25 protein-coding genes are annotated in these 22,611 nt (G+C 64.2%); 15 read left to right on the plus strand and 10 right to left on the minus strand.

The window, feature by feature from the left end; genetic code table 11:
• Positions 1-11 precede the first annotated feature (11 nt).
• Positions 12-623, minus strand: a complete 612-nt coding sequence (locus V6590_RS06210) for an enoyl-CoA hydratase/isomerase family protein (RefSeq protein WP_335421014.1) — start codon at positions 621-623, stop codon at positions 12-14.
• Positions 620-1,360 carry an SDR family oxidoreductase gene (locus tag V6590_RS06215; protein WP_335421016.1) on the minus strand — a complete coding sequence of 247 codons (741 nt, stop codon included), beginning with the start codon at positions 1,358-1,360 and terminating at the stop codon, positions 620-622. The genes V6590_RS06210 and V6590_RS06215 overlap by 4 nt, the downstream gene beginning before the upstream one ends.
• 125 nt (positions 1,361-1,485) lie before the next feature.
• Here V6590_RS06215 and V6590_RS06220 point away from each other — a divergent pair, with 125 nt between their 5' ends.
• The 5 genes from V6590_RS06220 (at position 1,486) to V6590_RS06240 (ending at position 7,668) form a co-directional block, all read left to right on the plus strand.
• On the plus strand, positions 1,486-3,000 hold the full coding sequence (locus tag V6590_RS06220; RefSeq protein ID WP_335421018.1) for a DUF2125 domain-containing protein: 1,515 nt from the start codon (positions 1,486-1,488) through the stop codon (positions 2,998-3,000).
• 86 nt (positions 3,001-3,086) lie between these two features.
• Positions 3,087-4,622, plus strand: a complete 1,536-nt coding sequence (locus V6590_RS06225; protein ID WP_335421020.1) for a M24 family metallopeptidase — start codon at positions 3,087-3,089, stop codon at positions 4,620-4,622.
• Positions 4,623-4,678: 56 nt separating this feature from the next.
• Positions 4,679-6,019, plus strand: a complete 1,341-nt coding sequence (locus tag V6590_RS06230; protein WP_335421022.1) for a TldD/PmbA family protein — start codon at positions 4,679-4,681, stop codon at positions 6,017-6,019.
• The gene (locus tag V6590_RS06235; protein ID WP_335421024.1) at positions 6,006-6,785 is read left to right on the plus strand and encodes a 3'(2'),5'-bisphosphate nucleotidase CysQ; all 780 of its coding nucleotides are present in this window, start codon (positions 6,006-6,008) and stop codon (positions 6,783-6,785) included. The genes V6590_RS06230 and V6590_RS06235 overlap by 14 nt, the downstream gene beginning before the upstream one ends.
• Positions 6,775-7,668, plus strand: coding sequence for a hypothetical protein (locus tag V6590_RS06240; protein WP_335421026.1), 894 nt, complete (start codon positions 6,775-6,777; stop codon positions 7,666-7,668). Before V6590_RS06235 ends, V6590_RS06240 begins: the two co-directional genes overlap by 11 nt.
• Positions 7,669-7,717: 49 nt before the next feature.
• On the opposite strand, the gene trxA is transcribed toward V6590_RS06240, so the two are convergent.
• The 5 genes from trxA to V6590_RS06265 all read right to left on the minus strand — a co-directional run bounded on the left by trxA (position 7,718) and on the right by V6590_RS06265 (position 11,732).
• Entirely contained in the window at positions 7,718-8,044 is a 327-nt protein-coding gene (gene trxA / locus V6590_RS06245) for a thioredoxin (RefSeq protein WP_335421028.1), read from the minus strand.
• A 171-nt stretch (positions 8,045-8,215) separates the two neighbouring features.
• Complete coding sequence (locus V6590_RS06250) at positions 8,216-9,373, minus strand: TIGR03862 family flavoprotein (protein ID WP_335421030.1); 1,158 nt, start codon at positions 9,371-9,373, stop codon at positions 8,216-8,218.
• Entirely contained in the window at positions 9,370-10,719 is a 1,350-nt protein-coding gene (locus tag V6590_RS06255) for a mechanosensitive ion channel family protein (RefSeq protein ID WP_335421032.1), read from the minus strand. The genes V6590_RS06250 and V6590_RS06255 overlap by 4 nt, the downstream gene beginning before the upstream one ends.
• A 58-nt stretch (positions 10,720-10,777) precedes the next feature.
• Positions 10,778-11,482: a hypothetical protein gene (locus V6590_RS06260; protein ID WP_335421034.1), complete on the minus strand. Its 705-nt coding sequence runs from the start codon at positions 11,480-11,482 to the stop codon at positions 10,778-10,780.
• Positions 11,454-11,732 carry a hypothetical protein gene (locus V6590_RS06265; RefSeq protein WP_335421036.1) on the minus strand — a complete coding sequence of 93 codons (279 nt, stop codon included), beginning with the start codon at positions 11,730-11,732 and terminating at the stop codon, positions 11,454-11,456. Before V6590_RS06265 ends, V6590_RS06260 begins: the two co-directional genes overlap by 29 nt.
• A gap of 179 nt (positions 11,733-11,911) precedes the next feature.
• Here V6590_RS06265 and V6590_RS06270 point away from each other — a divergent pair, with 179 nt between their 5' ends.
• From V6590_RS06270 to V6590_RS06295, 6 genes are all read left to right on the plus strand, one after another.
• Positions 11,912-12,076 carry a hypothetical protein gene (locus V6590_RS06270; RefSeq protein ID WP_335421038.1) on the plus strand — a complete coding sequence of 55 codons (165 nt, stop codon included), beginning with the start codon at positions 11,912-11,914 and terminating at the stop codon, positions 12,074-12,076.
• Positions 12,077-12,131: 55 nt separating this feature from the next.
• Positions 12,132-12,773, plus strand: coding sequence for a ribonuclease HII (gene rnhB / locus V6590_RS06275; RefSeq protein ID WP_335421040.1), 642 nt, complete (start codon positions 12,132-12,134; stop codon positions 12,771-12,773).
• Between the two features lie 87 nt (positions 12,774-12,860).
• Complete coding sequence (locus V6590_RS06280; RefSeq protein ID WP_335421042.1) at positions 12,861-13,985, plus strand: site-specific DNA-methyltransferase; 1,125 nt, start codon at positions 12,861-12,863, stop codon at positions 13,983-13,985.
• Positions 13,986-14,219: 234 nt separating this feature from the next.
• Positions 14,220-14,702: a putative pterin-binding protein gene (locus V6590_RS06285; protein WP_335421044.1), complete on the plus strand. Its 483-nt coding sequence runs from the start codon at positions 14,220-14,222 to the stop codon at positions 14,700-14,702.
• On the plus strand, positions 14,699-17,314 hold the full coding sequence (locus V6590_RS06290) for a hybrid sensor histidine kinase/response regulator (protein WP_335421046.1): 2,616 nt from the start codon (positions 14,699-14,701) through the stop codon (positions 17,312-17,314). The genes V6590_RS06285 and V6590_RS06290 overlap by 4 nt, the downstream gene beginning before the upstream one ends.
• A gap of 127 nt (positions 17,315-17,441) precedes the next feature.
• The gene (locus V6590_RS06295; protein WP_335421048.1) at positions 17,442-18,056 is read left to right on the plus strand and encodes a response regulator; all 615 of its coding nucleotides are present in this window, start codon (positions 17,442-17,444) and stop codon (positions 18,054-18,056) included.
• A 5-nt stretch (positions 18,057-18,061) separates the two neighbouring features.
• Here the strand turns inward: V6590_RS06295 and V6590_RS06300 are convergent, their stop codons facing one another.
• Entirely contained in the window at positions 18,062-18,775 is a 714-nt protein-coding gene (locus V6590_RS06300; protein ID WP_335421050.1) for a 4'-phosphopantetheinyl transferase family protein, read from the minus strand.
• A gap of 133 nt (positions 18,776-18,908) precedes the next feature.
• Between V6590_RS06300 and serB the strand changes: the two genes are divergently transcribed.
• From serB to V6590_RS06320, 4 genes are read left to right on the plus strand one after another with little or no spacing between them, the layout of a single operon-like run.
• Positions 18,909-19,784: a phosphoserine phosphatase SerB gene (gene serB, locus V6590_RS06305; protein ID WP_335421699.1), complete on the plus strand. Its 876-nt coding sequence runs from the start codon at positions 18,909-18,911 to the stop codon at positions 19,782-19,784.
• The gene (locus tag V6590_RS06310) at positions 19,781-20,260 is read left to right on the plus strand and encodes a GNAT family N-acetyltransferase (RefSeq protein ID WP_335421053.1); all 480 of its coding nucleotides are present in this window, start codon (positions 19,781-19,783) and stop codon (positions 20,258-20,260) included. The genes serB and V6590_RS06310 overlap by 4 nt, the downstream gene beginning before the upstream one ends.
• A 55-nt stretch (positions 20,261-20,315) precedes the next feature.
• Positions 20,316-20,513: a hypothetical protein gene (locus V6590_RS06315; protein ID WP_335421055.1), complete on the plus strand. Its 198-nt coding sequence runs from the start codon at positions 20,316-20,318 to the stop codon at positions 20,511-20,513.
• Positions 20,514-20,544: 31 nt separating this feature from the next.
• Entirely contained in the window at positions 20,545-21,303 is a 759-nt protein-coding gene (locus V6590_RS06320; protein ID WP_335421057.1) for a TSUP family transporter, read from the plus strand.
• Between the two features lie 73 nt (positions 21,304-21,376).
• On the opposite strand, the gene V6590_RS06325 is transcribed toward V6590_RS06320, so the two are convergent.
• Positions 21,377-22,045: a ChrR family anti-sigma-E factor gene (locus V6590_RS06325; RefSeq protein WP_335421701.1), complete on the minus strand. Its 669-nt coding sequence runs from the start codon at positions 22,043-22,045 to the stop codon at positions 21,377-21,379.
• A 14-nt stretch (positions 22,046-22,059) separates the two neighbouring features.
• A complete protein-coding gene (locus V6590_RS06330; RefSeq protein ID WP_434063238.1) occupies positions 22,060-22,611 on the minus strand; it encodes a sigma-70 family RNA polymerase sigma factor in 552 nt (183 codons plus the stop codon).

Consider the following 22,611-nt stretch of genomic DNA (forward strand, 5'->3'; position numbering starts at 1 on the left):
CCTTTTGCATGTCAGATCATCGCCTTGATCGCAGCGACATGGGCGGCGCTGGCCCCGGCCGCATCTGCCGAAAGCGCGGCCACCTCTGCCATCAGCGCCTCGGGCGCGACGATCCGGTCCAGCAGGCCCCAGGCCAGTGCCTCGTCGCTGCTGGCCTTGGCCCCGGCCATCAGGATCATCTTGGCGCGGGCTGGCCCCACAAGCGCGCGCAGGCGGGCCGGGTCTGATGGTTGGGGCAGGAAGCCCAGCTTCATCACCGGATAGAAGAATTTCGCCCCCGGCACCCCCAGCCGTAAATCGCAGGCCAGCACCATCCCCATCGACCCGCCTGCCAGTGTGCCGTTCAGCGCGGCGATGGTCAGACAGGGCAGCGCAGCAATCGTGCCCGACAGCCGTTCCCAGACCGGATCGGTGGCCAACCCGGCGCGCGCCTCATCCAGGTCAGCCCCGGCCGAAAATACCTTGCCATTGCCAGTCAGCACAAAGACCCGCGCGCCGTCACGGGCGGCCCGGCTGGCAATGTCGGCGATCTCGGCCAGCATGGCGCGGGTCAGCGAATTGGCCTTGTCGGGCCGGTTGATCGTGACGGTCCAGCAGCCGCCGTCGATGGAAAGCTCGATCATGTCAGGCCTATCTCCTTGCGCAGGGTTTCATCGCGCAGTGACAATTCGGTGCCGCGATGGGGGTCGGCGGCGGTGCCGCACATCCACAGCAGGGCGCGGGCAGGCCAATCCGCGGGGATATGGTCCGCCCAGTCGATCTGGCTGACAGGGTTCACCCCGGATGCCCGAATGCGGCGCTGCATTTCGGTTGCGACCGTGCCGGGCGAAAGACCCATGACGCGCAGCCAATCGCCTTCCTCCAGATGCAGGGCGCGGGTCAGCATGGCCGCCCCTGCCTTGCCGCAGCAATAGGCCGACCAGCCTTCATAGGGTTTGTGGGCAGCCCCGGATGATACGGTCAGAACTGTGCCCGAACCCTGCGCGCGCATCACGGGCAGCGCGGCCTGAACACCATGAAAGACGCCCTTCAGATTCACGTCGATGGCACGCGACCAATCTTCTGCGCGGGCATCTGCCAGCCGGGCAATGGGGTCGATCATGCCCGCATTGTTCACCAGCACGTCCAGCCGCCCCCATTTTGCGCTGATCGCGTCAATCGCCGCAGAGACCGATCCCGCATCGGCCACATCGCAGGGCAGCGCCATCGCCTGCGCACCCAGTTCTGCAGCCAGCATCTGCAGCGCATCGGCGTCACGGGCCATCAGCGCAACCTGCGCCCCCGCCTGCACGAAAACCCGCGCCGCCGCCGCGCCGATCCCCCGGCTTGCGCCGGTTATTGCCACCACCTTGCCGTGCATCTGTGATCCTTCTTCCCCTTGTTGCGGAAGATTGTTACCCCATGTGGCAAGAGTTCGGAAAGCCTTGACCGGCGCCGGGCGGTCAAGGATGCTTTCGCATCATTTTACATCGGAAAGGCTTCGTTATGACCCAGTGGAAATTCTTGTGCTCGACCGCCTTTGTGGCACTGGTCGCGGGCAATGCTGCGCTGGCAGATGTTACCCCTGAAGAGGTCTGGGCCAATTGGAAGGCTCTTAGCAGCTCGTATGGACAGACCATCGCAACCGGATCCGAGGTTCGGCAGGGTGATGCCCTTGTCATTACCGATCTGACGATCACCTCCGGGAATGAGATGTCGGATGCCACGATGACTGTGCCGCGGCTGACCTTTACCCAGATGGGCGATGGCACCGTGACGGTGACCATGTCGGACAGCTATCCGATGGCGATCCGCGGTGCCGGGATCGAGGGCGAGGCCGATACGCTGACCAAGCTGACCATCAGCCATCCGGGTATGGTCATCCACGCATCGGGCAGCGCCACTGAAACCCGCTATGATTTCAGCGGCCCTTCGGTGGCGGTCAAGCTGGACGGGATCGAAGGCCCGGCAGATGCGCCCAAGCCCGAAGAACTGACGGTCGAGGGCGAGATTCTGGCGATCGCCGGCAACTACATCGTCTCGGGCACAGAAACCAAGTCGCTGAGCAGCAATTTCACCGCCGATCAGGCGAAGCTTGTCATCAAGGGTAACAATCCGGCTGACGGGTCGAAGGTTGATGCCAATGTCAGCTTTTCGGGACTGACCGGCACGTCTTCGGGCAAGGTTCCCGCCGCCACGACGGGCGATTTCGCAGATGCCCTGAAGGCCGGGGCCTCGGCCGAGGGTGGGTTCACCTACGCCAGCGCCACCTATGAAATGACTGTGGCCGAAGCGGCGGGCGACACCAAGCTTTCGGGTAGTTCGGCCGGGGGCGATCTGACTTTCGCGATGGATGCGGCCAAACTGGCCTATGGCGGTTCGGCCATGGATGTCGCCATGGCGATGAGCGGGGGGCAAATGCCGTTCCCGATCAATCTGGCCTACAAGGAGGGTGCGTTCAGTCTGACGATGCCCGTGTCGAAAACCGAAGCGCCCAGCGATTTTTCCTTCCTGACCAAGGTTGTTGACCTGACCATTTCGGATGCGATCTGGAACATGATCGACCCGTCGACCCAACTGCCGCGCGAGCCGATCACCGTTGTGCTGGATACCAAGGGCACCGCGAAGATGAATGTCGATCTGCTGGATGAAAAGGCAATGATGGCACTTGGCGATGCTGCCCCGGGCGAGCTGCACTCGCTGGACCTGTCGGCACTGCAGATCAAGGCGGCGGGGGCCGAGATCACCGGCACCGGCGCGCTGACCTTTGACAACAGCGATCTGGTGACCTTCGGTGGTGTTCCGGCCCCGACCGGCCAGGTCGATCTGAAGGCTGTGGGTCTGAACGGCCTTTTGGACAAGGTCACCGCCATGGGTCTGGTGCCGGAAGATCAGATCATGGGCACCCGCATGATGCTGGGCATGTTCGCCAAGATGGTGGATGGCCAGCCCGATACCATGACCTCTACGCTGCAGTTCAAGGACAAAGGGTTCTTTGCGAATGGCATGCAACTGCAATAAGCAGAGCTTGACCGGATGATAAAAAGGCCGCCCCATGCCGGGGCGGCCTTTGCACGATAGGGCGGTTGAAATTGGGGAAGACCGGGATGAACCAGCACGATATCTTTGCGCGCCTGCATCGTGAGGCCGAGGCGGTTCTGGGCTCTGCCCGGCTGTTTACCGTATCCGTGCAGGACAAGGCGGCCGGGCTGGTGCGGCGCGCCTATAGTTCCGACCATGCGGCCTATCCGCTGACCGTGGCCAAGCCGATCCAGCGCGATGGCTGGGCGCAGAAGGTGCTGATCGATGGCGAAAGCTTTATCGCCAATACCACGGCCGAGTTTTCCCGCTATTTCTTTGACCACGCACAGATCAACGAACTGGGCTGCCACTCTGCGGCCAACCTGCCGGTCAAGGATGGCGATGTGGTGATTGGCACCATCAACATTCTGGATGCCGAGCATCATTTCACCCCCGACCGGGTTACGGCGTTGGAAGCCTTGCTCGCTCGCTATCAGACAGAGCTGACAGCGGCGATGCGGGCTGTGCCGATGAACGGGTCGGTGCCCGAGGCCCGGCTGGCCCGGTTGCGTCAGAGGATGGCGGAAGCCGGGGTCGATCTGGTGGCTCTGGCGCCGGGGGCGCATCTGCGTTGGCTGACCGGCTTTTCACCCTTTGCGGATGAACGGCCCTGCCTTGCCCTGATCGGGCATCGCGCACAGGGCTTTCTGATGCCGGTGCTGAATGCGGCGGATGTGCGCCAGCATACCGACTGGCCGTTCTGGACATGGGCAGATGATACCGGCCCGGCTGCGGCCCTGACTTCGGCTCTGGCAGAGCTTGGCCCGGTCGCGGCGCTGCATCTGGACGAAACCATGCGCGCCGACCATGCGCTGATGCTGCTGGATGCGCTGCCTCAGGCGCGGCGGGGTTTTGCTGCCGAAAGCCTGGGCTGGTTGCGGCTGCGCAAGGATGCCGCGGAACTGGCGGCGCTGCGCGAAAACGCCCGGATTGCCGATCTGGCACAGGCGGCCCTGCGCGCGGCCATCCGCCCGGGGGTGACGGAACGCGAACTGGCCCAGGCTGCCCGATCGGCCTTCCGCGCCGAAGGGGCCGTGCCGGAATTCACCATCGTGGGGGCCGGGGCCAATGCCGCCTTTCCGCATCATCACACGGGCGTTACCGTGGTGCAGCCGGGGGATGCGATTGTCTGTGACATCGGCGCGCGCAAGGATGGCTATTATTCCGACATCACACGGATGGCCTGTTGCTGCCACATGCCCGACGGCTATGCCGAGGTTCATGCCGTGGTGAATGCGGCCGTCGAAGCGGCACTGGCCGCCATTCGGCCCGGCGTCATGGCGCGCGAGGTGGATGCGGCTGCGCGCGGCGTCATCACCGCGGCAGGATATGGCGCGTATTTCACCCATCGCACCGGGCATGGGGTGGGGCAGGAAATCCACGAACCGCCCTATATCACAGGCGTATCGGATGTCGTGCTGGAACCTGGCATGGTCTTCACGATTGAACCGGGCATCTATCTTCCGGGCCGGTTTGGTGTGCGGCTGGAAGAAATTGCGGTGGTCACCGAAACGGGCTGCGAGATATTGTCCAACCTGCCCCGCAGCCCCTTCGTCGCCTGAGACTTGTTTCCCCCCGGGCAGCGGCATAGCTGTCAGGGGACCTGGAAGGATATGCCATGACCGATCTTGCCCGCCTGACCGATGCCATGCTGCACGCCGCCCGCAAAGCCGGGGCCGAGGCCGCCGATGCGCTGGTGGTGGAAGGCACGTCGCTGTCGATCGACATCCGGCACGGCCGTCTGGAACAGGCCGAACGCGCCGAAGGCATCGAACTGGGCCTGCGCGTGCTGATCGGCGGGCGGCAGGCCTGTGTTTCGGTATCGGATACTTCGGACCGTACGCTGGCGGATATGGCCGAACGCGCGGTGGCCATGGCGCGCGAGGCCCCGGTGGACCCCTATGCCGGGCTGGCCGATCCGGGGCAGGTGGCGCGAGACTGGGAACTTGCCGCGCTGGATCTGGCCGATCCCTCGCCTGAACCGGGGGCGAAGGCGTTGGAAGATACGGCCCGCGCGATGGAGGCTGCCGCCATGGGCGTGGCGGGTATCCGGCAGGTCGAGGCATCGGGCAGCTATTCCCGCCGACAGATGTTTCTGGCCGCAACCAATGGATTTTCCGGTGGTTATGCCCGCAGTTCCATATCGGCCTCTGCTGTGGCCTTCACGGGCGAAGGCACGGCGATGGAGCGCGATTGGGCCGGGGAATCGCGCATTTACCAGTCGGACATGCCCAGCCCCGAAAGCATCGGGCAACTGGCGGCAGAGCGGGCACTGGCGCGGGTGGGTGCCCGCAAGCCCAAGACCGGAACCTGCAACGTGCTGTTCGATGAACGGGTGGCGCAAAGCCTGATCGGGCATCTTCTGGCGGCAATCAACGGCGCTTCAGTCGCCCGTGGGTCCAGCTGGCTGCTGGATGCGGTGGGCCAGCAGGTTCTGCCGCGTGGCCTGTCGCTGATCGAAAACCCGCACAGGCCCCGGATTTCCGGCTCGCGCCCCTTTGATGCCGAAGGGCTGCCCACCGCGCGGCGGGTCATCGTGGAAAACGGGGTTCTGACGGGCTGGACGCTGGATCTGGCAACCGGACGCAAGCTGGGCCTGCCCAGCACGGCCAATGCGGCGCGCGGCACCACATCGGCCCCATCGCCCGCCACGTCGAACATCGACCTGACGCCGGGCACTGCCACGCGCAAACACCTGATCGGGCAGATGGGCACCGGGCTGCTGGTCACCTCGATGATCGGATCAACCATCAACCCCACCACGGGCGATTATTCGCGCGGCGCGGCGGGCTTCTGGGTGGAAGATGGCGAGATCACCCATGCGGTGAACGAATGTACCATCGCGGGCAATCTGCGCGAGATGCTGATGAACCTGATCGCCGCCAATGATGCACGCGATCATCTGGGCACCCGGGTGCCCAGCCTGCTGGTGGAAGGCATGACCCTTGCCGGCGCGTGATCTGGCGCTGCTGACCGAGGCAGCGCAGGTGGCCGGGGCCATCGCGCTGCGCTTCTGGCGCAAAACACCGCAGGTCTGGGAAAAGCCGGGGCTTGGCCCGGTGACCGAGGCCGACCTTGCCGTAAACGATGCGCTGCGTGGTCTGTTGCGCCGGGCCCGGCCGGAATACGGCTGGCTGTCGGAGGAAGACCCCGATGGCACCGACCGGCTGGCTGCCGATCGCATCTTTGTGCTGGACCCGATCGATGGCACCCGCGCCTTCATTGCGGGCGAGGAAAGCTTTGCGGTCTCATTGGCGGTGGTGGAGGCAGGACGCCCGGTGGCCGGGGTTGTCTATCTGCCTGCGCAGGACCGGCTATACACCGCCACTGCCGAAGGCCCGGCGCTGGTGGATGGCCAGCCGATGCAAGCCAGCCAGCGGACCGAGGTGGTGGGGGCCAGTGTGCTGACCACCAAGCCCAATCTGGCACCCGAACTCTGGCCCGGTGGCGTGCCCGATCTGAAGCGCAACTTCCGCGCCTCGCTGGCCTGGCGGCTATGTCTTGTGGCCGAGGGGCGGTTTGACGGGATGCTGACGCTGCGCGACGCCTGGGAATGGGACATCGCGGCAGGTGCCCTGATTGCCGCGCGGGCCGGGGCTACGGTCAGTGATCGTCTGGGCCAGCCGCTGCGATTCAACGCCCCGCATCCGCAGGCGGCAGGGGTGATTGCCGCCGCACCCGGCCTGCATGCCGGGCTGCTTGTCCGGCTGGGCCATGGCACCTAGGCTGCTGGACCTGCATCTGCCTGCGCATCTGCGCGCCGATCATCAGGCGGGCAAGGTCAATATCCTGTCGCGCCTGATCGAGGCGCTGCCAGGCTGGCAGATCACCGACCGCGACGAACACGCCCCCGAACGTGCCCATCCGGGCCATAGCCTGTTGCACATGCGGGAACCGGTCGGGCCGCGTACCCTGTCATTGCGACGGGCCTATCTTTACCCGTTCTGGCGGATCGAACCGACGAATGAACGCTGGAACTTTGCAGTTGCGCAGGCAAGGCCCGCATTGGCGGGCATCGCGCCCGGGCCTGCGCGGGGCTTTCACCGACGCTTGCGCGACCGATGTTTTCCGGGCTTGCCTGACCTGACGGATGAAGGGTTCATCTTCATGCTGCTGCAAGGGCGGCTGCTGGATCATCGCAGTTTTCAATCCATGTCTCCGGTTGCGATGATCGAGGCGACGCTGGCCTGCGACCCGCGCCCGATCTGCGCCACGCTGCATCCGGGCGAAAGCTACAGCGCTGCCGAACATGCCGCGCTGGCGGCGCTGCAGGATCGCCACCCACGGTTCCGGCTGGTCGAGGGGCGCGCCGCCGATCTGGTGCCCCGCTGCAGCTTTGTGGTGACGCAGAATTCATCGGTCGGGTTGCAGGCGATGATCGCAGGCAAAGGGCTGGTGCTGTTTGCCGGGATCGACTTCCACCATCCGGCCGGATCGGTGGGGCGCGACGGATTGGCGGCGGCCTTTGACAAAGGGCGCATTCCGTCTGCCGACATGGCGCGCTGGCTGTGGTGGTTTTTCAAGGATCAGGCAATCGATGCGCAATCGCCCGAAGCCGCGTCGCGCATCGCGCGGCTGCTGGCGGCACAGGGCTGGCCGGTGGAATGACAAAAGGCGGCCCCTGCGGGACCGCCCTTTGCCTGAACTTCTGACGTAATCAGATGGCCGTGCTGATCCAGTTGGCCAGCGCGGCCTTGGGCGCTGCACCCACCTTGTTCGACACGACCTGACCATCCTTGAACATGAACAGCGCCGGGATGCCACGCACACCCAGCTGAGCCGGGCTGTCGGGGTTTTCATCCACATTCACCTTCACGATCTTGACCTTGCCGGCATATTCGGCGGCCAGCTCTTCCAGAGCCGGGCCGATCTGGCGGCAGGGGCCACACCATTCGGCCCAGAAATCAACAACGACCGGGATCGGCGACTTGCGCACTTCGGCATCGAAAGTGGCATCGGTCACGGCAACGGTATGCGCGCCCATGGCGGTTCTCCTTGAAGCAAGCGGTTGAAGGGAACCTAGGGATGCCGGGAAGCAGCGTCAAGAAGTTGCGGTCGATGCATGGCGGACCCCCGTATTTCGCATGGCGGGTGAAACATGCGCGGCGACGCCTGCAACTGTTTGAATGTGTTCGCAATCCGCATCGCGGATGCCCTATGGATGCAGATACCGCGCAGCAGCACGGCCCGCATGTAGACCCGTCGCCCACGAAGCTGTGAGAAGATAGCCCCCCGTCGGGGCCTCCCAATCCAGCATTTCACCGGCGGCAAAGACCCCGGGAAGGGCGTGCAGTTCCAGATCAGGGGTCAGGGCGGACCAAGCGATTCCCCCGGCAGAAGATATCGCCTCGTCCAGCGGGCGCGGCCCGGCATGGGGCACCGGCAGCTGTTTCAGCAGCGGCGCAGGGTCGGCGGGCAGGGGGCGGGCAAATTCCATCACCAGTGCGGCGGCGGCGGGCGCAAGCCCCAGCTTGCGCAGACGGTTGGCCGCGGTTTCGCCAGGCTTGATCCGCGCCAGACGGTCGCGCAGGGCCGCAAGCGTCAGGTCGGGGAACAGGTCCAGCGCCAGCGGAGCGCCCAGCCGCAGCGCCCGGCTGATGGCATAGATGCCACCGCCTTCCAGCCCGCGTTCGGACAGAACGAATTCTCCGCGTTCGTGCTGTGCGCCGACGATCAGGGCCGCACCCTTTACGGGTTGGCCGAAATGCCGTGCCATATGCGGGGACCAATGCATCAGAAAACCCATATTGGCCGGGGCAAAGGGGGTGATCTCTACCCCCCGCGCGGCCAGCCAGGGCTGCCATGCCCCATCAGACCCAAGGCGCGGCCAACTGGCCCCGCCAAGCGCCAGCACAGTGACCGCCGGGCGCAGGCTGCGGGCACCGTCCGGGGTGTCAAATGCAAGGGCGTCGCCGTCAAACCCGCTCCAGCGCCAGCGGGCCTGCAACTGCACGCCCTTGCCCGCCAGCCGTGCCAGCCAGTTGCGCAATAACGGCGATGCCTTCATCACCTTGGGAAATACCCGCCCTGAGGATCCGGTGAACACGTCCTGCCCCAGATCCTGGCAAAAACGCATGACCTCTGCCGGGCCGAACCGTGCCAGCATCGGGGCCAGCCAATCGGCATCAAAGGCGCGGGCAAAGTTGTCGGGGGCTTCGTCCTTGGTGACGTTCAGCCCCGATTTCCCCGCCATCAACAGCTTGCGCGCCGGGCTGGGTTTGGCCTCGGCGACCAAGGGGGCAAACCCCGCATCGGCCAGCGCCTCGGCTGCCATCAGACCGGCAGGGCCAGCGCCGATGACCAGTGCCTTCATGCCTCGGCCCTGCGGCGGCGTGGCTTGGGGGGCTCGGGGGGCGTTTCATGGCGATGATGCACCACACGCTGCGGATACGGCATTTCGATGCCGTGTTCCTTCAACGCGTTCCAGATCGCAAACAGCACCGGGCTGCCGAAGCGGTTCTTGCCATCGTCAATGCCGTTCACCCAATATTCCACGGCGAAATTCACCGCGCTGTCGCCGAACCCGCGCAATTCGCAATCCGGGCCATCGGGGGTTTTCAGCACGAAGGGCAGGGCGGCAACTGCCGTTTCGATGATTTCTGGCACCTTGTTGATGTCGGTGTCATAGCTGACGGAAAACTCGGCCTCATAGCGGTTGGCGCTGCCCTGATCGGAATAGTTGACGACGCGGGTGGTGATGAAATGTTCATTCGGCACCACGATCCATTTGCCATCAAAGGTTTCCAGCACGCAGGCGCGGGCGGTCATCTTCACGATGGTTCCCTTTTCGCCTCCATCCAGCTCGACATAATCGCCCACCGTGGTCTGGCCTTCCAGCAGCAGGATGATACCGGAAACGAAATTGGCGGCGATCTGCTGCAGGCCGAGCCCGATGCCCACGCCAAGCGCACCGCCCAGCACAGCCACCGCCGTCAGGTCGATCCCCATGATCGACATGAGCAGCAGGAAAGCCGCACCGAAGATCATCACTTCGGCGGCCTTGATCGCCAGTTCACGGGTGGCGGGGCGCAGTTCCTGCTGGGCCTTGATGTAATCGGCGCTTTGCCGGTTGGACCATGCGCCCAGCCAGAACAGCAGTGACCCCGCGATCAGCCCGCGGATCAACGCCATCAGCGAGAACTTGATATTGCCAAGCGCGATGATGGTTTCTTCCAGCCGCAGCGTCAGGTCATCCAGCAACCCCACCGCATAGACAAAGCTGACCGGGATCAGCACATAGCGCCCCAGAACGCGCAGGAAGGGATCGGTCAGCACCGCACGAACGAACAGCCGCGCCGCCAGAAACAGGAAGACCCGCTTGCCAAAGGCGATCACGGCGCCAGAGCCGAAGATGGATCGGGTGATCTCTTCGCCCATGGCGGTAAAGACCCAGGCCAGCAGGGGCAGCATGAGCGGCAGGAACCGACGCACAAACAGCCGTGCCGTCACGATCATCCCGCTGCGGCCTTCGGGCGGGGTCAGCAGCCGTTCGGCAATGGGGGTCAGCCGCTGGCTGACAATCCGCGCCAGCACGAAGGCCGCCACCAGCAAGGCGAATTGCGACCATGCGGCGGGGGACGTCAGCCAGTCTTGCGCCACCTGCCATCCCGGTTCCACCCAGGACCAGAGCTGCTGCACGATTTCGGGTTGCCCTTCCATGGCTTGCACTCCTTCTTGCCGCCCGAGGCTTGGCAGAGCCAGACCCTCCGCGCAAGCCTCAGATCATGCGGATCGTATCCTTGCCCACGGCCAGCACATAGCCGCGCCGGGCAATGGTCTTCACCAGCAATTCCGAGACCAGCTGATTGCCAAGCGCATCGCGCAGCCGCTTGATCCGGGTGGCCCCCGCTGCTTCGTCGCAATCGGGTTCGGGGCGGCCGGAAATCACCGCTTCGATCTGGGCGCCGGTCAGCACTTCGTCATCCATACGGGCCTCGGCCAGTACCGACAGGGTTTCGATGGCGGCCTCGGTCAGCTGGAATTCCAGATCATTGATATAGACGGCGCGGGCCTCGCGGCTGATCATCAAGGATGAGACGGTGATGCCCGATTTCTGAATGGCCGATATGCGCCGGTTCAGTGTGACGATGGTGACCAGAAACACAAGGCAGGCCACCAGAAGCGCGGTGGAAAACACCAGCAGCACAAAGATCACCATGCGATAGCTGACCAGCACCTCCTGAAAGGCCGTGCCGGATTGCGCGATGATTTCCAGCAGCTTGATTTCGGCCAGCGTGCGCAGATCGTCATTCTGCACGAACAGCCGTTCGACCCGCGCATTGAAGGCATTGGCATCGGGCAGCGCAAGAAACAGGAACACCGCCGCCGCCGCCAGGATGGTGACAATGGCCGCGATGCCGAAACCGACCGTGCGATTGCCCGCACGGAGGGAGTCAGAAACGGAGGAAGTAGTCTCCGGCACTCGATTGCCTTTCGTTCAGGCCCTCGGGGCCAAATGTGGAGAGGACGTTCAGCAATTGCCAGCCGGCAGCCTGCAGGCGCGGGCCAAGTTCGGCCTGCGCGCCGCGCCGGTCGCAGGAGGAAACCTGTGCCACGCCATAGTGCAGGCGCAGCGGATCATCCTGCTTGGCCTTGTAATCGGCATAACATTCCGCCTGCGCGGGCAGTGCCAGCAACAGCAGCAGGGCAGCGGCAGAAAGGGGGCGTGGCATGTGGGGCACCGGTTGGGCGGGGAAGGGCTGATTGCCATGTTGGCCGCAAGGGCCCGGCAATTCAATATCATAAGGTCGGTTCATGCCCTGTTATCCGATGACAACCGGCCGATATTGCCTGTCCCGAAGGCGGAGGGTGACGATCTGGGTATCCCAATTCCCAAATCAGGACCCGCGCCATGACCCGCCATCCCCGCCCGCTGCGCTTTGCCCTGACCATGCTGCTGATGCTGGTGGCTTTGGCCATTCTGGCCTTGGCGCTTGCCCCCGGGGCGACCGAAGCCGGGCAGTGCCAGCATGATCTGCGTCCTATGCCTGCCCCACGCATGCCGTGCCACCTGTGATCCTGCGGCCCTTTCGGGCTTTCCCTTGCCACCGGTTTGCGCTTTCACTGACGGCATGACCCGGAAAAACACCCCCGACTATTCGCTTGAAACCTTGGCCCTTGATCATGGCGCCCGGCTGGTGGCCGGGGTGGATGAGGTGGGCCGTGGCCCGCTTTGCGGCCCGGTCACCGCCGCCGCCGTAATCCTGGACCCCGCGCATATCCCGGAAGGTATAGGCGACAGCAAGTCATTATCGCCCACGAAGCGCGAACGGATCGCGGCCGAGTTGTGGCAGGTGGCGCAGGTCAGCGTGGCCCATGCCAGTGTTGAAGAGATCGACAGGCTGAACATCCTGCAGGCCAGCCATCTGGCCATGTGCCGGGCTGTCGCGGGGCTGCCAGTGGTACCCGATCTGGCGCTTGTTGATGGCAACCGTCTTCCGCGCGATCTGCCTTGCCCGGGTCAGGCCATCGTGAAGGGCGATGCGCGATCGCTGTCGATCGCCGCCGCGTCGATCGTGGCCAAGGTGGTGCGCGATCGCATCATGGTGGATTTGGCGCAACAGCATCCGGCCTATGGCTGGGATCAGAACGCCGGTTATCCGACCAAAGCCCATTTGCAGGCGCTTCTAGATTTTGGGGTGACCCCTCATCATAGGCGTTCCTTCAGGCCCGTCCACAATATCTTGTATCAAGAGGTTTCTATAACCCGTTGATTCAATAAAGAATTTGACTGCGAATCGTCTCTGACTCATCCTTGGGGTCAATAAATCGGCACAAAGAGGCCGAGAGCAGAGGCAGTAATGACGACCAGGAAAACCGCTGCGGAGAGCGTCGCTCTTCCGTTGAACCAGATACTTGCCGGTGACTGTATCGAGTTGATGAATGGCCTCCCCGCCGGCAGCGTGGATCTGATCTTTGCCGACCCGCCCTATAACCTTCAGTTGAAGGGCGATCTTCATCGCCCCGACAATAGCAAGGTGGATGCGGTCGATGATCATTGGGACCAGTTTGCCAGCTTCAATGCCTATGACCAGTTCACCCGCGGTTGGCTGAAGGCGGCGCGGCGGCTGCTGAAACCGCATGGCGCGATCTGGGTGATCGGCAGCTATCACAACATCTTTCGCGTTGGTTCGGCCATGCAGGATGCAGGCTACTGGATGCTGAACGATGTGGTCTGGCGCAAATCGAACCCGATGCCCAATTTCCGGGGCAAGCGCTTGACCAATGCGCATGAAACGCTGATCTGGGCCAGCCGTGAAGAAGGTGCCAAATACACCTTCAATTACGAGGCCCTGAAGGCGCTGAATGATGGCGTGCAGATGCGCAGCGACTGGGTTCTGCCGATCTGCACCGGGCATGAGCGGCTGAAGGATGACAAGGGCGACAAGGCCCATCCGACGCAAAAGCCCGAAAGCCTGCTGCACCGCATTCTGGTGGCCACGACCAATCCGGGCGATGTGGTGCTGGACCCGTTCTTCGGCACGGGCACCACGGGTGCCGTGGCCAAGATGCTGGGCCGAGACTTCATCGGGATCGAGCGCGAGGAAAGCTATCGCAAGGTTGCGGCCGATCGGATCGGGCGGGTGCGCAAGTTTGACGCCTCCGCGCTGGAAACCACCGGAAGCAAACGCGCCGAACCGCGCGTGCCCTTTGGCCAGGTGGTCGAACGCGGCATGCTGCGCCCGGGCGAGGAACTGTTTTCGGTCGGAAACCGGTTCAAGGCCAAGGTGCGTGCCGATGGCACGCTGGTTGGAAATGATGTCAAAGGGTCGATCCATCAGGTCGGCGCGGCCTGTGAAGGGGCGCCCAGCTGCAATGGCTGGACCTATTGGCACTTCAAGCGCGACGGCAAGATGATCCCGATCGACATCCTGCGGCAGCAGATTCGCGCCGAGATGGAGGCTGACGAAGGTCAGCGCCACTAGGCACAGCCGGAAATCACCGTGTACGCCTGTGCTCCGGTTCCGCCGGGGGCACACCTCCCCGTCATGCTTGCATGACGGGGCTTTTTGCTGATCCTCCACCCGTGACGCACCAGGGTTGTGACCTGACCTTAAAGACAGGATGCAGAACCTTGCCCGTCGCCGGTATAAGGTGCAGCCGGATCATCCGGAAGGCGAAGGATCGGTATGGGCTTTTGCAATCTGTTCTCACGCCGCATGTTTTTGGCTTTTTCGGCGGCCATCGGTGCCACGGCGTTGATCCTTGCCCCGCAGCCCGCTGCGGCGGACGAGACATTGCTGACGGTTGTCGGCCCCGATGGGCACGAGCAGACCTTTGATCGGGCCTGGCTGGAGGCGCTTGCGCAGGTGCGCATCGAAACCACGACCATCTGGACCGAAGGTGTCATGCGGTTTGAAGGGCCGTCGCTGAAAGCCGTTCTGCGGGCTGCAGGATTGCCGGAAACCGGGATGATCGAACTCTGGGCTGTCAATGACTACTTTGTGGAGCTTGAACAGGACAGTCTGACGGACGACTATCCGATCATCGCAACCCGGATAAATGGCGCTGCCTTTGATCTGCGTCATAAGGGCCCGCTCTGGCTGATCTATCCCTATGACAGTGACACCCGCTTCAAGGATGAAGAGATTTACGCTGCAAGCATCTGGCAATTGGTGCGTGTGCAGATCCCTGCGCCATGATGTTCCGTCCCATGTCGGATGACCGGCCAGTAGGCGCCGAGTCCGGCGGGCTTGCGCGGCTTGGGCGGCAGGTGCCGATCCTGTGGCTGCTGATCGTGGCCGTGCTGACCTGGCTTGGGGTTCAAAGCCTGAGCGTCTGGTCTCTCAGCAGTGAATTTTATGATGTGCGTGCCGCTGAATCCGACAATACCACATGGCTTGTCGCGCAGGTCGAGGTGGAGGCGCTGAAGTTCGGCACCTTGGTTGATCAGGCCTTGATCGATCAGGGCGGACAGGTCGATCTGGCCCCGGTGCGCCGCGCTTTCGACATCATGATCAGCCGGGTCGAGGTTGTGGATGCCTATCTGAGCCAGCCGGGCATGCTGCATGTGCTGAAATCAGATCGGGATTGGCCGCGGATTCTGGCCGCGACCGATACGCTTCGCAGGCAGATTGATGTGTCCGACACGCAATTGATGGCCAATCTGCCAGCGATTCGTGAAACCCTGCAATCGGCCCGGTCCCCCATCCGGAACTTCGCGCTTGATGCCTTGCGCACGCTTGTATCGGCGCGGACGGAAAATCGGCGGGCGACTGGGGCCGTTCTGGCGCGATCCTCCTTGATATCACTGTCGCTGGTGCTGTTCCTGCTGGCGATCAGTGCGGCGACCTGGTGGCTCACGCGTCAGGTGCAATCGCGCGGGCTGCAGGCCGAAAGGGCGAAATCGAACCTGGAACGCACGCAGGCTGCCTCGCTCGATGCGGTGATTGTCGTCGGGGGGGATGGGCGGATCAGACAGGCCAATCCGGCGGCAGAGGTGATGTACGGGCTAAGCCGTGCCGAACTGGTGGGGGCCGACTTCGCGCGGCTGGTTCTGCCCGAAACGGTCGCCGATCCCGAAACCGCCCAGTTGCGGCAGGTGCTGGTCGCAGGCCAGAGCGCACAGGTGCCGCAGGGACGGCTGGAGCTGACATCTGCCCGCCGTAATGGTGTTCATTTTCCTGTCGAACTGTCACTGGCTGGTGACCGCGATGCCGATGGTGCGCCGATCCTGATCGCCTTTCTGCGCGACATATCGGACCGGATCGAGGCCGAGCGGAGCCTGCATGAGGCCCGCGATGCCGCCCTGAAGGCCGCCGAGGCCAAGACCCGCTTTCTGGCAGTCATGAGCCACGAGATGCGGACGCCGCTGAACGGGGTTTCGGCGGCGCTGGAACTTCTGCGCGAAACCACCCGCCTGTCGCGCAAACAGGCCCGTTATCTGGGCATTGCCGAAGGGGCGGCCAGCCATGCGCTGAGCCAGATCAACGATGTGCTGGAACTGACCCGGCTGGAAAGCGGTGATCCGGTCGAAACGCCATCGGCCTTCAATCTGACGCAGGTGATCGGCGATCTGACCCGGCAATTGACCCCGCTGGCCGAAAAGCAGGGCAATCGGATCACCCTTGATCTGCCGGAATTGCGGCAGGCCGAAGTGCTGGGTCCGCGTCGGGTGTTCCAGCGAACCTTGATGAACCTGCTGGGCAATGCGCTGAAATTCACCAGCAACGGTGAAGTGCTGGTTTCGGCCAGAATCAAGCCGATGCAAGGCGGGCTGCAGCTGTGTGTCCGGGTGCGCGATACGGGTATCGGCATCCCTGCTGATCGGCTGGAGACCATCTTTGATCCGTTTGAGACGGTGGATAACGGCTATGATCGCGCGGCGGAGGGGTCAGGCTTGGGTCTGGGCATCGCCCGTCGTGCGGTGGAGCATATGGGGGGCAAGATCGGGGTTGAAAGCACCCCCGGGGCGGGCAGCACCTTCTGGTTCACGGCGTTGATGCAGCCAGGCACCACGGCTCCGGCAACTGTCAGCCCGCCCGCTGCGCCTTTGGCGGCCGTGGCGCCGCATGTGGTGTTGCTGGCCGAAGATAACGCCGTCAACCGCCTGGTCTTGCGGGAAATGCTGGTCCATCTGGGGCAGGAGGTCGTCGAGGCCACAACCGGTGCCGAGGCCGTGGCCCAGGCCCAGACCCGGCGCTTTGATCTCATCCTGATGGATATCAGCATGCCCGGGATGGATGGGCTGACAGCCACGGCCAAAATCAGGGGCGGGCAGGGCCCCAATTGCAACGGCCGGATCATAGGGTTGACCGCGCATTTTGACCCGGATGAACTGACCCGGTTCCGCGCGGCTGGCATGGATCAGGTTCTGCAAAAGCCGATGACCTTCCCCCTGCTGATGCGCTTGCTGTCGAATATTGGGTGCGGCGGGTCGTCGCCGAATACTGCGGGTGGCTCAGAGATGGATGTGGCTGTGTTGGCTGACCTGTGCCAGATACTGCCCATCGAGGCCCGTGCCGCCGCGCTGACCGGGTTTCTGGATGAAGGCGACGCTCTGCTTGCGCTGTTGGCTGATCAGACCAGTTCCGCTGGCGATGTGGCAACCGCGGTGCATCGCCATGCCGGTGCCTGCGGGTTGATGGGCGCGCGCAGCTTTGGTGCGCGGCTTTGCAATCTGCAGCGCAAGTTGGAAGTCACGCCGTCATGGCACCCTGGGGCGGATGAGCTTCAGACACTTGCGGCAGAATGGGCTTTCTTGCGCCAGGAGTTGCCGCGTCATTTGGGAATTGGTCCAAATCCGAAATCCTGAAGCGCAGGCGCGACATCGTGGGAGTAGCCAAGATGCCAAAACCCGCGTAAGGTTCCGCCGCGCAGGCTGCACCTCTGGGTTGTGGCGCTGCGATCCTTGATTGGTTTTGGTGACTGATTTGACTGAGATGCCTTCTGAAATCCGGCTTTTGCTGGCGGATGATCACCGCCTGGTGCGTGATCTTGTTGCGGCGCATCTGCGGGCCTCGGCCACGTTTGCGGTGACGACGGCGGAAAGCCTGTCCGATGCAGTGACCCAGATCGAACAGCACGGGGCATTCGACATTATCCTGCTGGACTTTTCGATGCCTGACATGACCGGCAGCGAAGGGGTGGCGCGTCTGGTCGGCCTGAATGGCGATCATCCTGTGGTGCTGTTTTCCGGTCAGGCGCGGCCCGAGGCGGTGCGCGAGGCGCTGGCGCGCGGGGCGCGGGGGTATATTCCCAAAAGCACCCCGGCACTCGATCTGACCGAGGCCATTCATGCCATTCTGCAGGGCGAGATCTGGTTGCCAGCCGGGTTTGAACAGGGGGCGCCGGGGGCCGGTCCGGTTCAGCTTTCGCCGCGGGAACGCGAAGTGCTGGGGTTCATCCGGGCCGGGCTGATGAACAAGGAAATTGCCGCGCGTCTGAACCTGAGCGAAGTGACCGTGAAGATGCATGTCCGTTCGCTCTGCACCAAGCTGAAGGCCCGCAACCGTACGCAGGCGGCCATGATCGCCGAAACGCTGGGGATCGGCTGATCCTGTCAGGTGCCCAACGGAAAACGCGGCGCGACAAGCCAGGTCATCACCCAGTCCGGCCCGTTGGCGCTGTGCAGCGTAAACACCGTGCCTGCACGCAGATGCGGCGTCAGGTCGCCAGTCAGCCGCAGGGCGAGCCTGTTGCCCGGCACCAGTTCGGCGGCGTCAAAGCCAAAATAGCGCCCAACCGATGGATGCAGCGCCTTGAACAACGCCTCTTTGGCCGAAAAAAGCCGCGTGGCGTGGCGTGTCATGTCCGGGGCGGGCAGGGCGGCGCGTTCGGCATCGGTCAGGCAATGCGACAGGATCGCCTCCAGTGCGGACCCGCTGGCCACGGCTTCGATATCAAGGCCCGGGCATACCCCGGTATCTGGCAACACCAGACAGGCCATATGCCCGCGCGCATGGCTGATCGATCCGATCAGCCCGCCCGGCCAAACGGGTAGCTTGTCAGGCCCCATGGGCGGTGCCCCTGTGTGACCAAAGCCTGCCAGGGCGTGACGCGCCACCGCCCGCCCCGCCAGATAATCTGCCTGTCGGCGGGGATGCGCGCCCAAAAGGCTGGGGGGGAGGGGCAGGCCAAGCCGGGCCAGCCATGCGGGATCAAGCCGGTCGCCATCGAACCGGCCGCGCCACAGGGTCGCGCCGTCAATGCCCGCCGCATGGGGCATCAGCCCATCGGCAAATCCTGTTGCTGCCAGTTCCGCCTGCCACTGCATGCCGTCCCCCGTTTCCCCCTGCTTCGCGTCAGCCGCAGCCTTGGTCAAGCGTTTCGCGGGTGGCAGGCCGCGCCAAAAGGGCTTATTGCGGCAAGTGATGCGCGTTGCGCGACAGGACGGATCGGAGGCCGCCATGTTCATCGTCACCTTGCTGACCAATCCCGCCCATCCGGTGCTGGACCGCGCGACGGTGGAAAGCCTGCGCAATGCCTGGGGCGGCGGGGATGCGCGCTGGCTTGACCCCGCCGTGGCCGCCGAATTTGCGGTAGAGGCCGTGCCGGAAAACCGCTGGCAGGTCTGGCAGGATTTGCAGACGCTGGCCGTCGATCTGGTGGTGCAACCGGCTGAGGGGCGGCGCAAGGCCTTGCTGCTGGCCGATATGGACAGCACGATGATCGAACAGGAATGTATCGACGAACTGGCGGACGAGGCCGGGGTGGGCGCCCATGTCGCGGGCATCACTTCCCGGGCGATGAATGGCGAACTGGATTTCGAAGCGGCCCTGCGCGAACGGGTCGGGTTGCTGAAGGGCCTGCCCGAATCGGTGATCGACCGGGTCTATCGCGACCGCATCACCTTCATGCCGGGGGGCAAGGCGCTGTTGGCCACGATGAAGGCGCAGGGCGGTCATGCCGCGCTGGTGTCAGGGGGCTTTACCGCCTTTACCGCGCGGGTGGCGACGGCACTTGGCTTTGACGAACACCGCGCCAATACGCTGCTGGTCGAAAACGGGGCTCTGACCGGGGCTGTCGCCGATCCGATCCTTGGCAAGCAGGCCAAGCTGGATGCGCTGCTGGAAATCACCGCCCGGCTGGGCATCACCCCCGATCAGGCCATGGCGGTGGGGGACGGGGCCAATGATCTGGCGATGCTGAACCGGGCCGGTGCAGGCGTCGCGCTGCATGCCAAGCCATCGGTTGCGGCGCAATGCGATATCCGCATCAACCATGGCGATCTGACGGCGCTTCTGTATCTGCAGGGCTATGCGCGCGAGGAGTTCGTCGCATGATCCTGCGCCCGGCTGTTGCATCAGATGCTGCGCCGATGTGCGTGCTGCTGAACCGCATCATTGCCATTGGCGGTACCACCGCGCATGAGCTGTCGATGACCCCGGATCAGGTGGCAGGCAATTACATCACCGGTTCGCAGGTGATCTGCTGCCATGTGGCCGAGATGGACGGCGCGATCATCGGTTTTCAATCGGTCGAAAGGTCTGCCAAGCTGCCCGAGGGCTGGGGTGACATTGGCACCTTTGTCAGCCCCGATTGCCAGCGCAGCGGTGCCGGGGCGGCGCTGTTTTCCGCCACGCAAGCCGCGTGCCGGGCAGCGGGGCTGCTGGCCATCAACGCCACGATCCGCGCCGACAATGCGCCCGGCCTTGGCTATTACGCCCGGCGCGGCTTTGTCGATTACGCGACGGACCCCGGCTTTGCCCTGCGTAACGGGCGCGTTGTAGGCCGGGTTTCGCGGCGCTTCGATCTGTAACGGCCAGAGGAAGGCTGTCTGCACCTTGCGGGCGATACCCACCGTCAGCCTGTGCATGCTGTGCGACATCGGCCGCCAACTGGCGCGGGGCGACGCAACCCCGAGCGATCCGTCGATCTGTGACATCTCGCGCAGCCTGCGCGCGCCGGTGTTTGCGGTGGAGTATCGCAAATGTCCCGGAGTGGCGGCGACGGCGGTTCTGGAAGATTTGATGTTGCGCATCGAACTGGTGATGCAGGGTGAAGGGCTTTGACAAGCCCTGGCCTTCGGCAGATGAAGGGCGGATGTTCGAAGTTACCGCCGATCTTGCCGCCCTTCTGGTTCTGGCCGCCTTCTGTGCTGGCTTTGTTGACAGCATTGCCGGGGGTGGGGGACTGATCACCTTGCCTGCCCTGCTTTTGGCGGGGGCAAGCCCGGTTCAGGCCCTTTCCACCAACAAGGTGCAGGGCACCTTCGGTGCTGCGACGGCCGCGATTTCCTATGCCCGGGCGGGCCATGTTGATCTGAGACGGCAGGTCTGGCCCGCGATGCTGGCCTTTGCCGCCGGGGCCGCCGGGGCGGCGCTGGTCAGCCTGATCCCGACGCAAGGGTTGCGCTATGCGCTGCCGGTGATCCTTGTTGCGATCGCACTGTTCTTTGCCCTGAAACCGGGCCTGAGCGATCAGGACCGGATCGCCCGCCTGACGCCTACCGCCTTTGCGTTGCTGGTGGTGCCCTTGATCGGCTTTTACGACGGGTTGATCGGGCCGGGGGCCGGGGCGTTTTACATGATCGGCTTCGTGCTGCTGGCCGGGCATGGTGTGCTGAAGGCCACTGCCCATACCAAGCTCTTGAACTTCGCGTCCAATATCGGCGGGTTGGCGGTCTTTGCAGCGCAGGGGGCCCCGTGGTGGGCGATGGGGCTGGCCATGGGGGCAGCGCAGATCGCGGGCGCCCGGGTCGGATCACGGCTTGCCATGCGCATCGGGGCCCGGCTGATCAAGCCGCTGCTGGTGGTCACGTCAACGGCGTTGGCAGCGCGGCTGGTCTGGCAGATGCTCTGACCGCCTGAGGTCATCGCCCCAGCGATGGCCGAGGCAAAAGGCTTGCGCGGCAGCGCGCGCCGCCGGATCACCGTCAGATGCGGAAGATCGGCTGCAACAGGCGGGGCACAAGCGCGTTGAACCGCAGCGGCGCATCGGTCGCAGCCAGACAGATGCAATCCGCCCCTGCCTCGGCCACTGGCGTATGTTCCAGCTCTTCATCCGCGATTTCCAGATCGCCGGGGCCAAAGCGGTCGGTCGCATCGCGGAACGCCCCTTGCAGCACCAGCGTCAACTCGGTGCCGCGATGGCCATGATCGGGCACAGCCTGCCCTGCAGGGATATACAGAAGTCGCGCCGTCGCACCACGCCCCGTGGGCAGGATGGCCTGCCGCACGCCCATGCCCAGCGGCCGCCATTTCACCGCCTCCAGATCGCCGCCGACATAGTCGCGGAGCGGCTGCGGAAAAACCCCGCGCCCAGCGGTGGGGCGAGGCTGATATGCACGGGCCGGTTCCGGCGCAGCCCCTGCGATGCGGGCGAAACAGGCCTGCAGCGCATCGGGGGCCATATCCTGCAGCGTGACATCCTGACCGCAGGTTTCCAGCATGGCGCCGCCCACAGCCTCAAATGCCTGCAGCCGGGCGCGGCAATCATCGCAGAAGGACAGATGGACAGCCATGACAAGGCTGAAGGCCTCAGGCAGTTGTCCGGCGGCATAGGCCATCAACAGGGCGTCAGAGGCATGGTGGCGGATCGACATGGCGGGTATTTCGGTCATTTCGTGGACATCTGGCTGCGCAACCGGTCCAGAGCCAGCCGGATGCGGGACTTGATGGTGCCAAGCGGAAGGCCCGTCTCGGCGGCGATTTCGGTATGTGTCAGATCGGCGTAAAAGGCGCGTTCGATCAGCGCGCGCTGCGCATCCGGCAGAGCGGCCAGTGCCTTGCCCAGTCGCGCCTGATCTTCGGCCATTTCCAGAATGTCGTGCTGATCCGGCTCGGCCTCGGGGCCCCAGGGCAGATCTTCCGGTTCGGGGCGGGCGGATTTGCGCAGGGCATCAATGCGGCGGTTGCGCGCGATGGTAAATACCCAGGTCGCGACCGAGGCCCGGCTGGGATCGAAGAGATGTGCCTTCTGCCACAGCGTCGCCATGACATCTTGCGCACATTCTTCGGCGAGGGCGTCCGATGCGCCGGATTTCATCAGGAAGCCCTTCACCCGTGGCGCAAAATGGCGGAACAGCGCCGCGAAGGCGATCTTGTCCTGCCGGTCGCGCACAGCCATCAGCAGGGATGCCCAATCTTCATTCGCCGTTTCTGTCGCCAC

Source organism: Gemmobacter denitrificans, assembly GCF_036964905.1.
Lineage (GTDB): Bacteria > Pseudomonadota > Alphaproteobacteria > Rhodobacterales > Rhodobacteraceae > Gemmobacter > Gemmobacter denitrificans.

Excerpts from the sequence above, each read along its gene's own strand:
- V6590_RS06320 (WP_335421057.1), top strand. The coding sequence starts at position 20,545 with ATGTTCGAAGTTACCGCCGATCTTGCCGCCCTTCTGGTTCTGGCCGCC.
- V6590_RS06315 (WP_335421055.1), top strand. The coding sequence starts at position 20,316 with ATGCTGTGCGACATCGGCCGCCAACTGGCGCGGGGCGACGCAACCCCG.
- V6590_RS06215 (WP_335421016.1), bottom strand. The coding sequence starts at position 1,360 with ATGCACGGCAAGGTGGTGGCAATAACCGGCGCAAGCCGGGGGATCGGC.
- V6590_RS06230 (WP_335421022.1), top strand. The coding sequence starts at position 4,679 with ATGACCGATCTTGCCCGCCTGACCGATGCCATGCTGCACGCCGCCCGC.
- V6590_RS06270 (WP_335421038.1), top strand. The coding sequence starts at position 11,912 with ATGACCCGCCATCCCCGCCCGCTGCGCTTTGCCCTGACCATGCTGCTG.
- V6590_RS06310 (WP_335421053.1), top strand. The coding sequence starts at position 19,781 with ATGATCCTGCGCCCGGCTGTTGCATCAGATGCTGCGCCGATGTGCGTG.
- V6590_RS06300 (WP_335421050.1), bottom strand. The coding sequence starts at position 18,775 with ATGCAGTGGCAGGCGGAACTGGCAGCAACAGGATTTGCCGATGGGCTG.
- V6590_RS06250 (WP_335421030.1), bottom strand. The coding sequence starts at position 9,373 with ATGAAGGCACTGGTCATCGGCGCTGGCCCTGCCGGTCTGATGGCAGCC.
- V6590_RS06285 (WP_335421044.1), top strand. The coding sequence starts at position 14,220 with ATGTTTTTGGCTTTTTCGGCGGCCATCGGTGCCACGGCGTTGATCCTT.
- V6590_RS06255 (WP_335421032.1), bottom strand. The coding sequence starts at position 10,719 with ATGGAAGGGCAACCCGAAATCGTGCAGCAGCTCTGGTCCTGGGTGGAA.
- V6590_RS06280 (WP_335421042.1), top strand. The coding sequence starts at position 12,861 with ATGACGACCAGGAAAACCGCTGCGGAGAGCGTCGCTCTTCCGTTGAAC.
- V6590_RS06225 (WP_335421020.1), top strand. The coding sequence starts at position 3,087 with ATGAACCAGCACGATATCTTTGCGCGCCTGCATCGTGAGGCCGAGGCG.
- V6590_RS06240 (WP_335421026.1), top strand. The coding sequence starts at position 6,775 with ATGGCACCTAGGCTGCTGGACCTGCATCTGCCTGCGCATCTGCGCGCC.
- V6590_RS06265 (WP_335421036.1), bottom strand. The coding sequence starts at position 11,732 with ATGCCACGCCCCCTTTCTGCCGCTGCCCTGCTGCTGTTGCTGGCACTG.
- rnhB (WP_335421040.1), top strand. The coding sequence starts at position 12,132 with ATGACCCGGAAAAACACCCCCGACTATTCGCTTGAAACCTTGGCCCTT.
- serB (WP_335421699.1), top strand. The coding sequence starts at position 18,909 with ATGTTCATCGTCACCTTGCTGACCAATCCCGCCCATCCGGTGCTGGAC.
- V6590_RS06325 (WP_335421701.1), bottom strand. The coding sequence starts at position 22,045 with ATGTCGATCCGCCACCATGCCTCTGACGCCCTGTTGATGGCCTATGCC.
- V6590_RS06290 (WP_335421046.1), top strand. The coding sequence starts at position 14,699 with ATGATGTTCCGTCCCATGTCGGATGACCGGCCAGTAGGCGCCGAGTCC.
- trxA (WP_335421028.1), bottom strand. The coding sequence starts at position 8,044 with ATGGGCGCGCATACCGTTGCCGTGACCGATGCCACTTTCGATGCCGAA.
- V6590_RS06220 (WP_335421018.1), top strand. The coding sequence starts at position 1,486 with ATGACCCAGTGGAAATTCTTGTGCTCGACCGCCTTTGTGGCACTGGTC.
- V6590_RS06295 (WP_335421048.1), top strand. The coding sequence starts at position 17,442 with ATGCCTTCTGAAATCCGGCTTTTGCTGGCGGATGATCACCGCCTGGTG.
- V6590_RS06210 (WP_335421014.1), bottom strand. The coding sequence starts at position 623 with ATGATCGAGCTTTCCATCGACGGCGGCTGCTGGACCGTCACGATCAAC.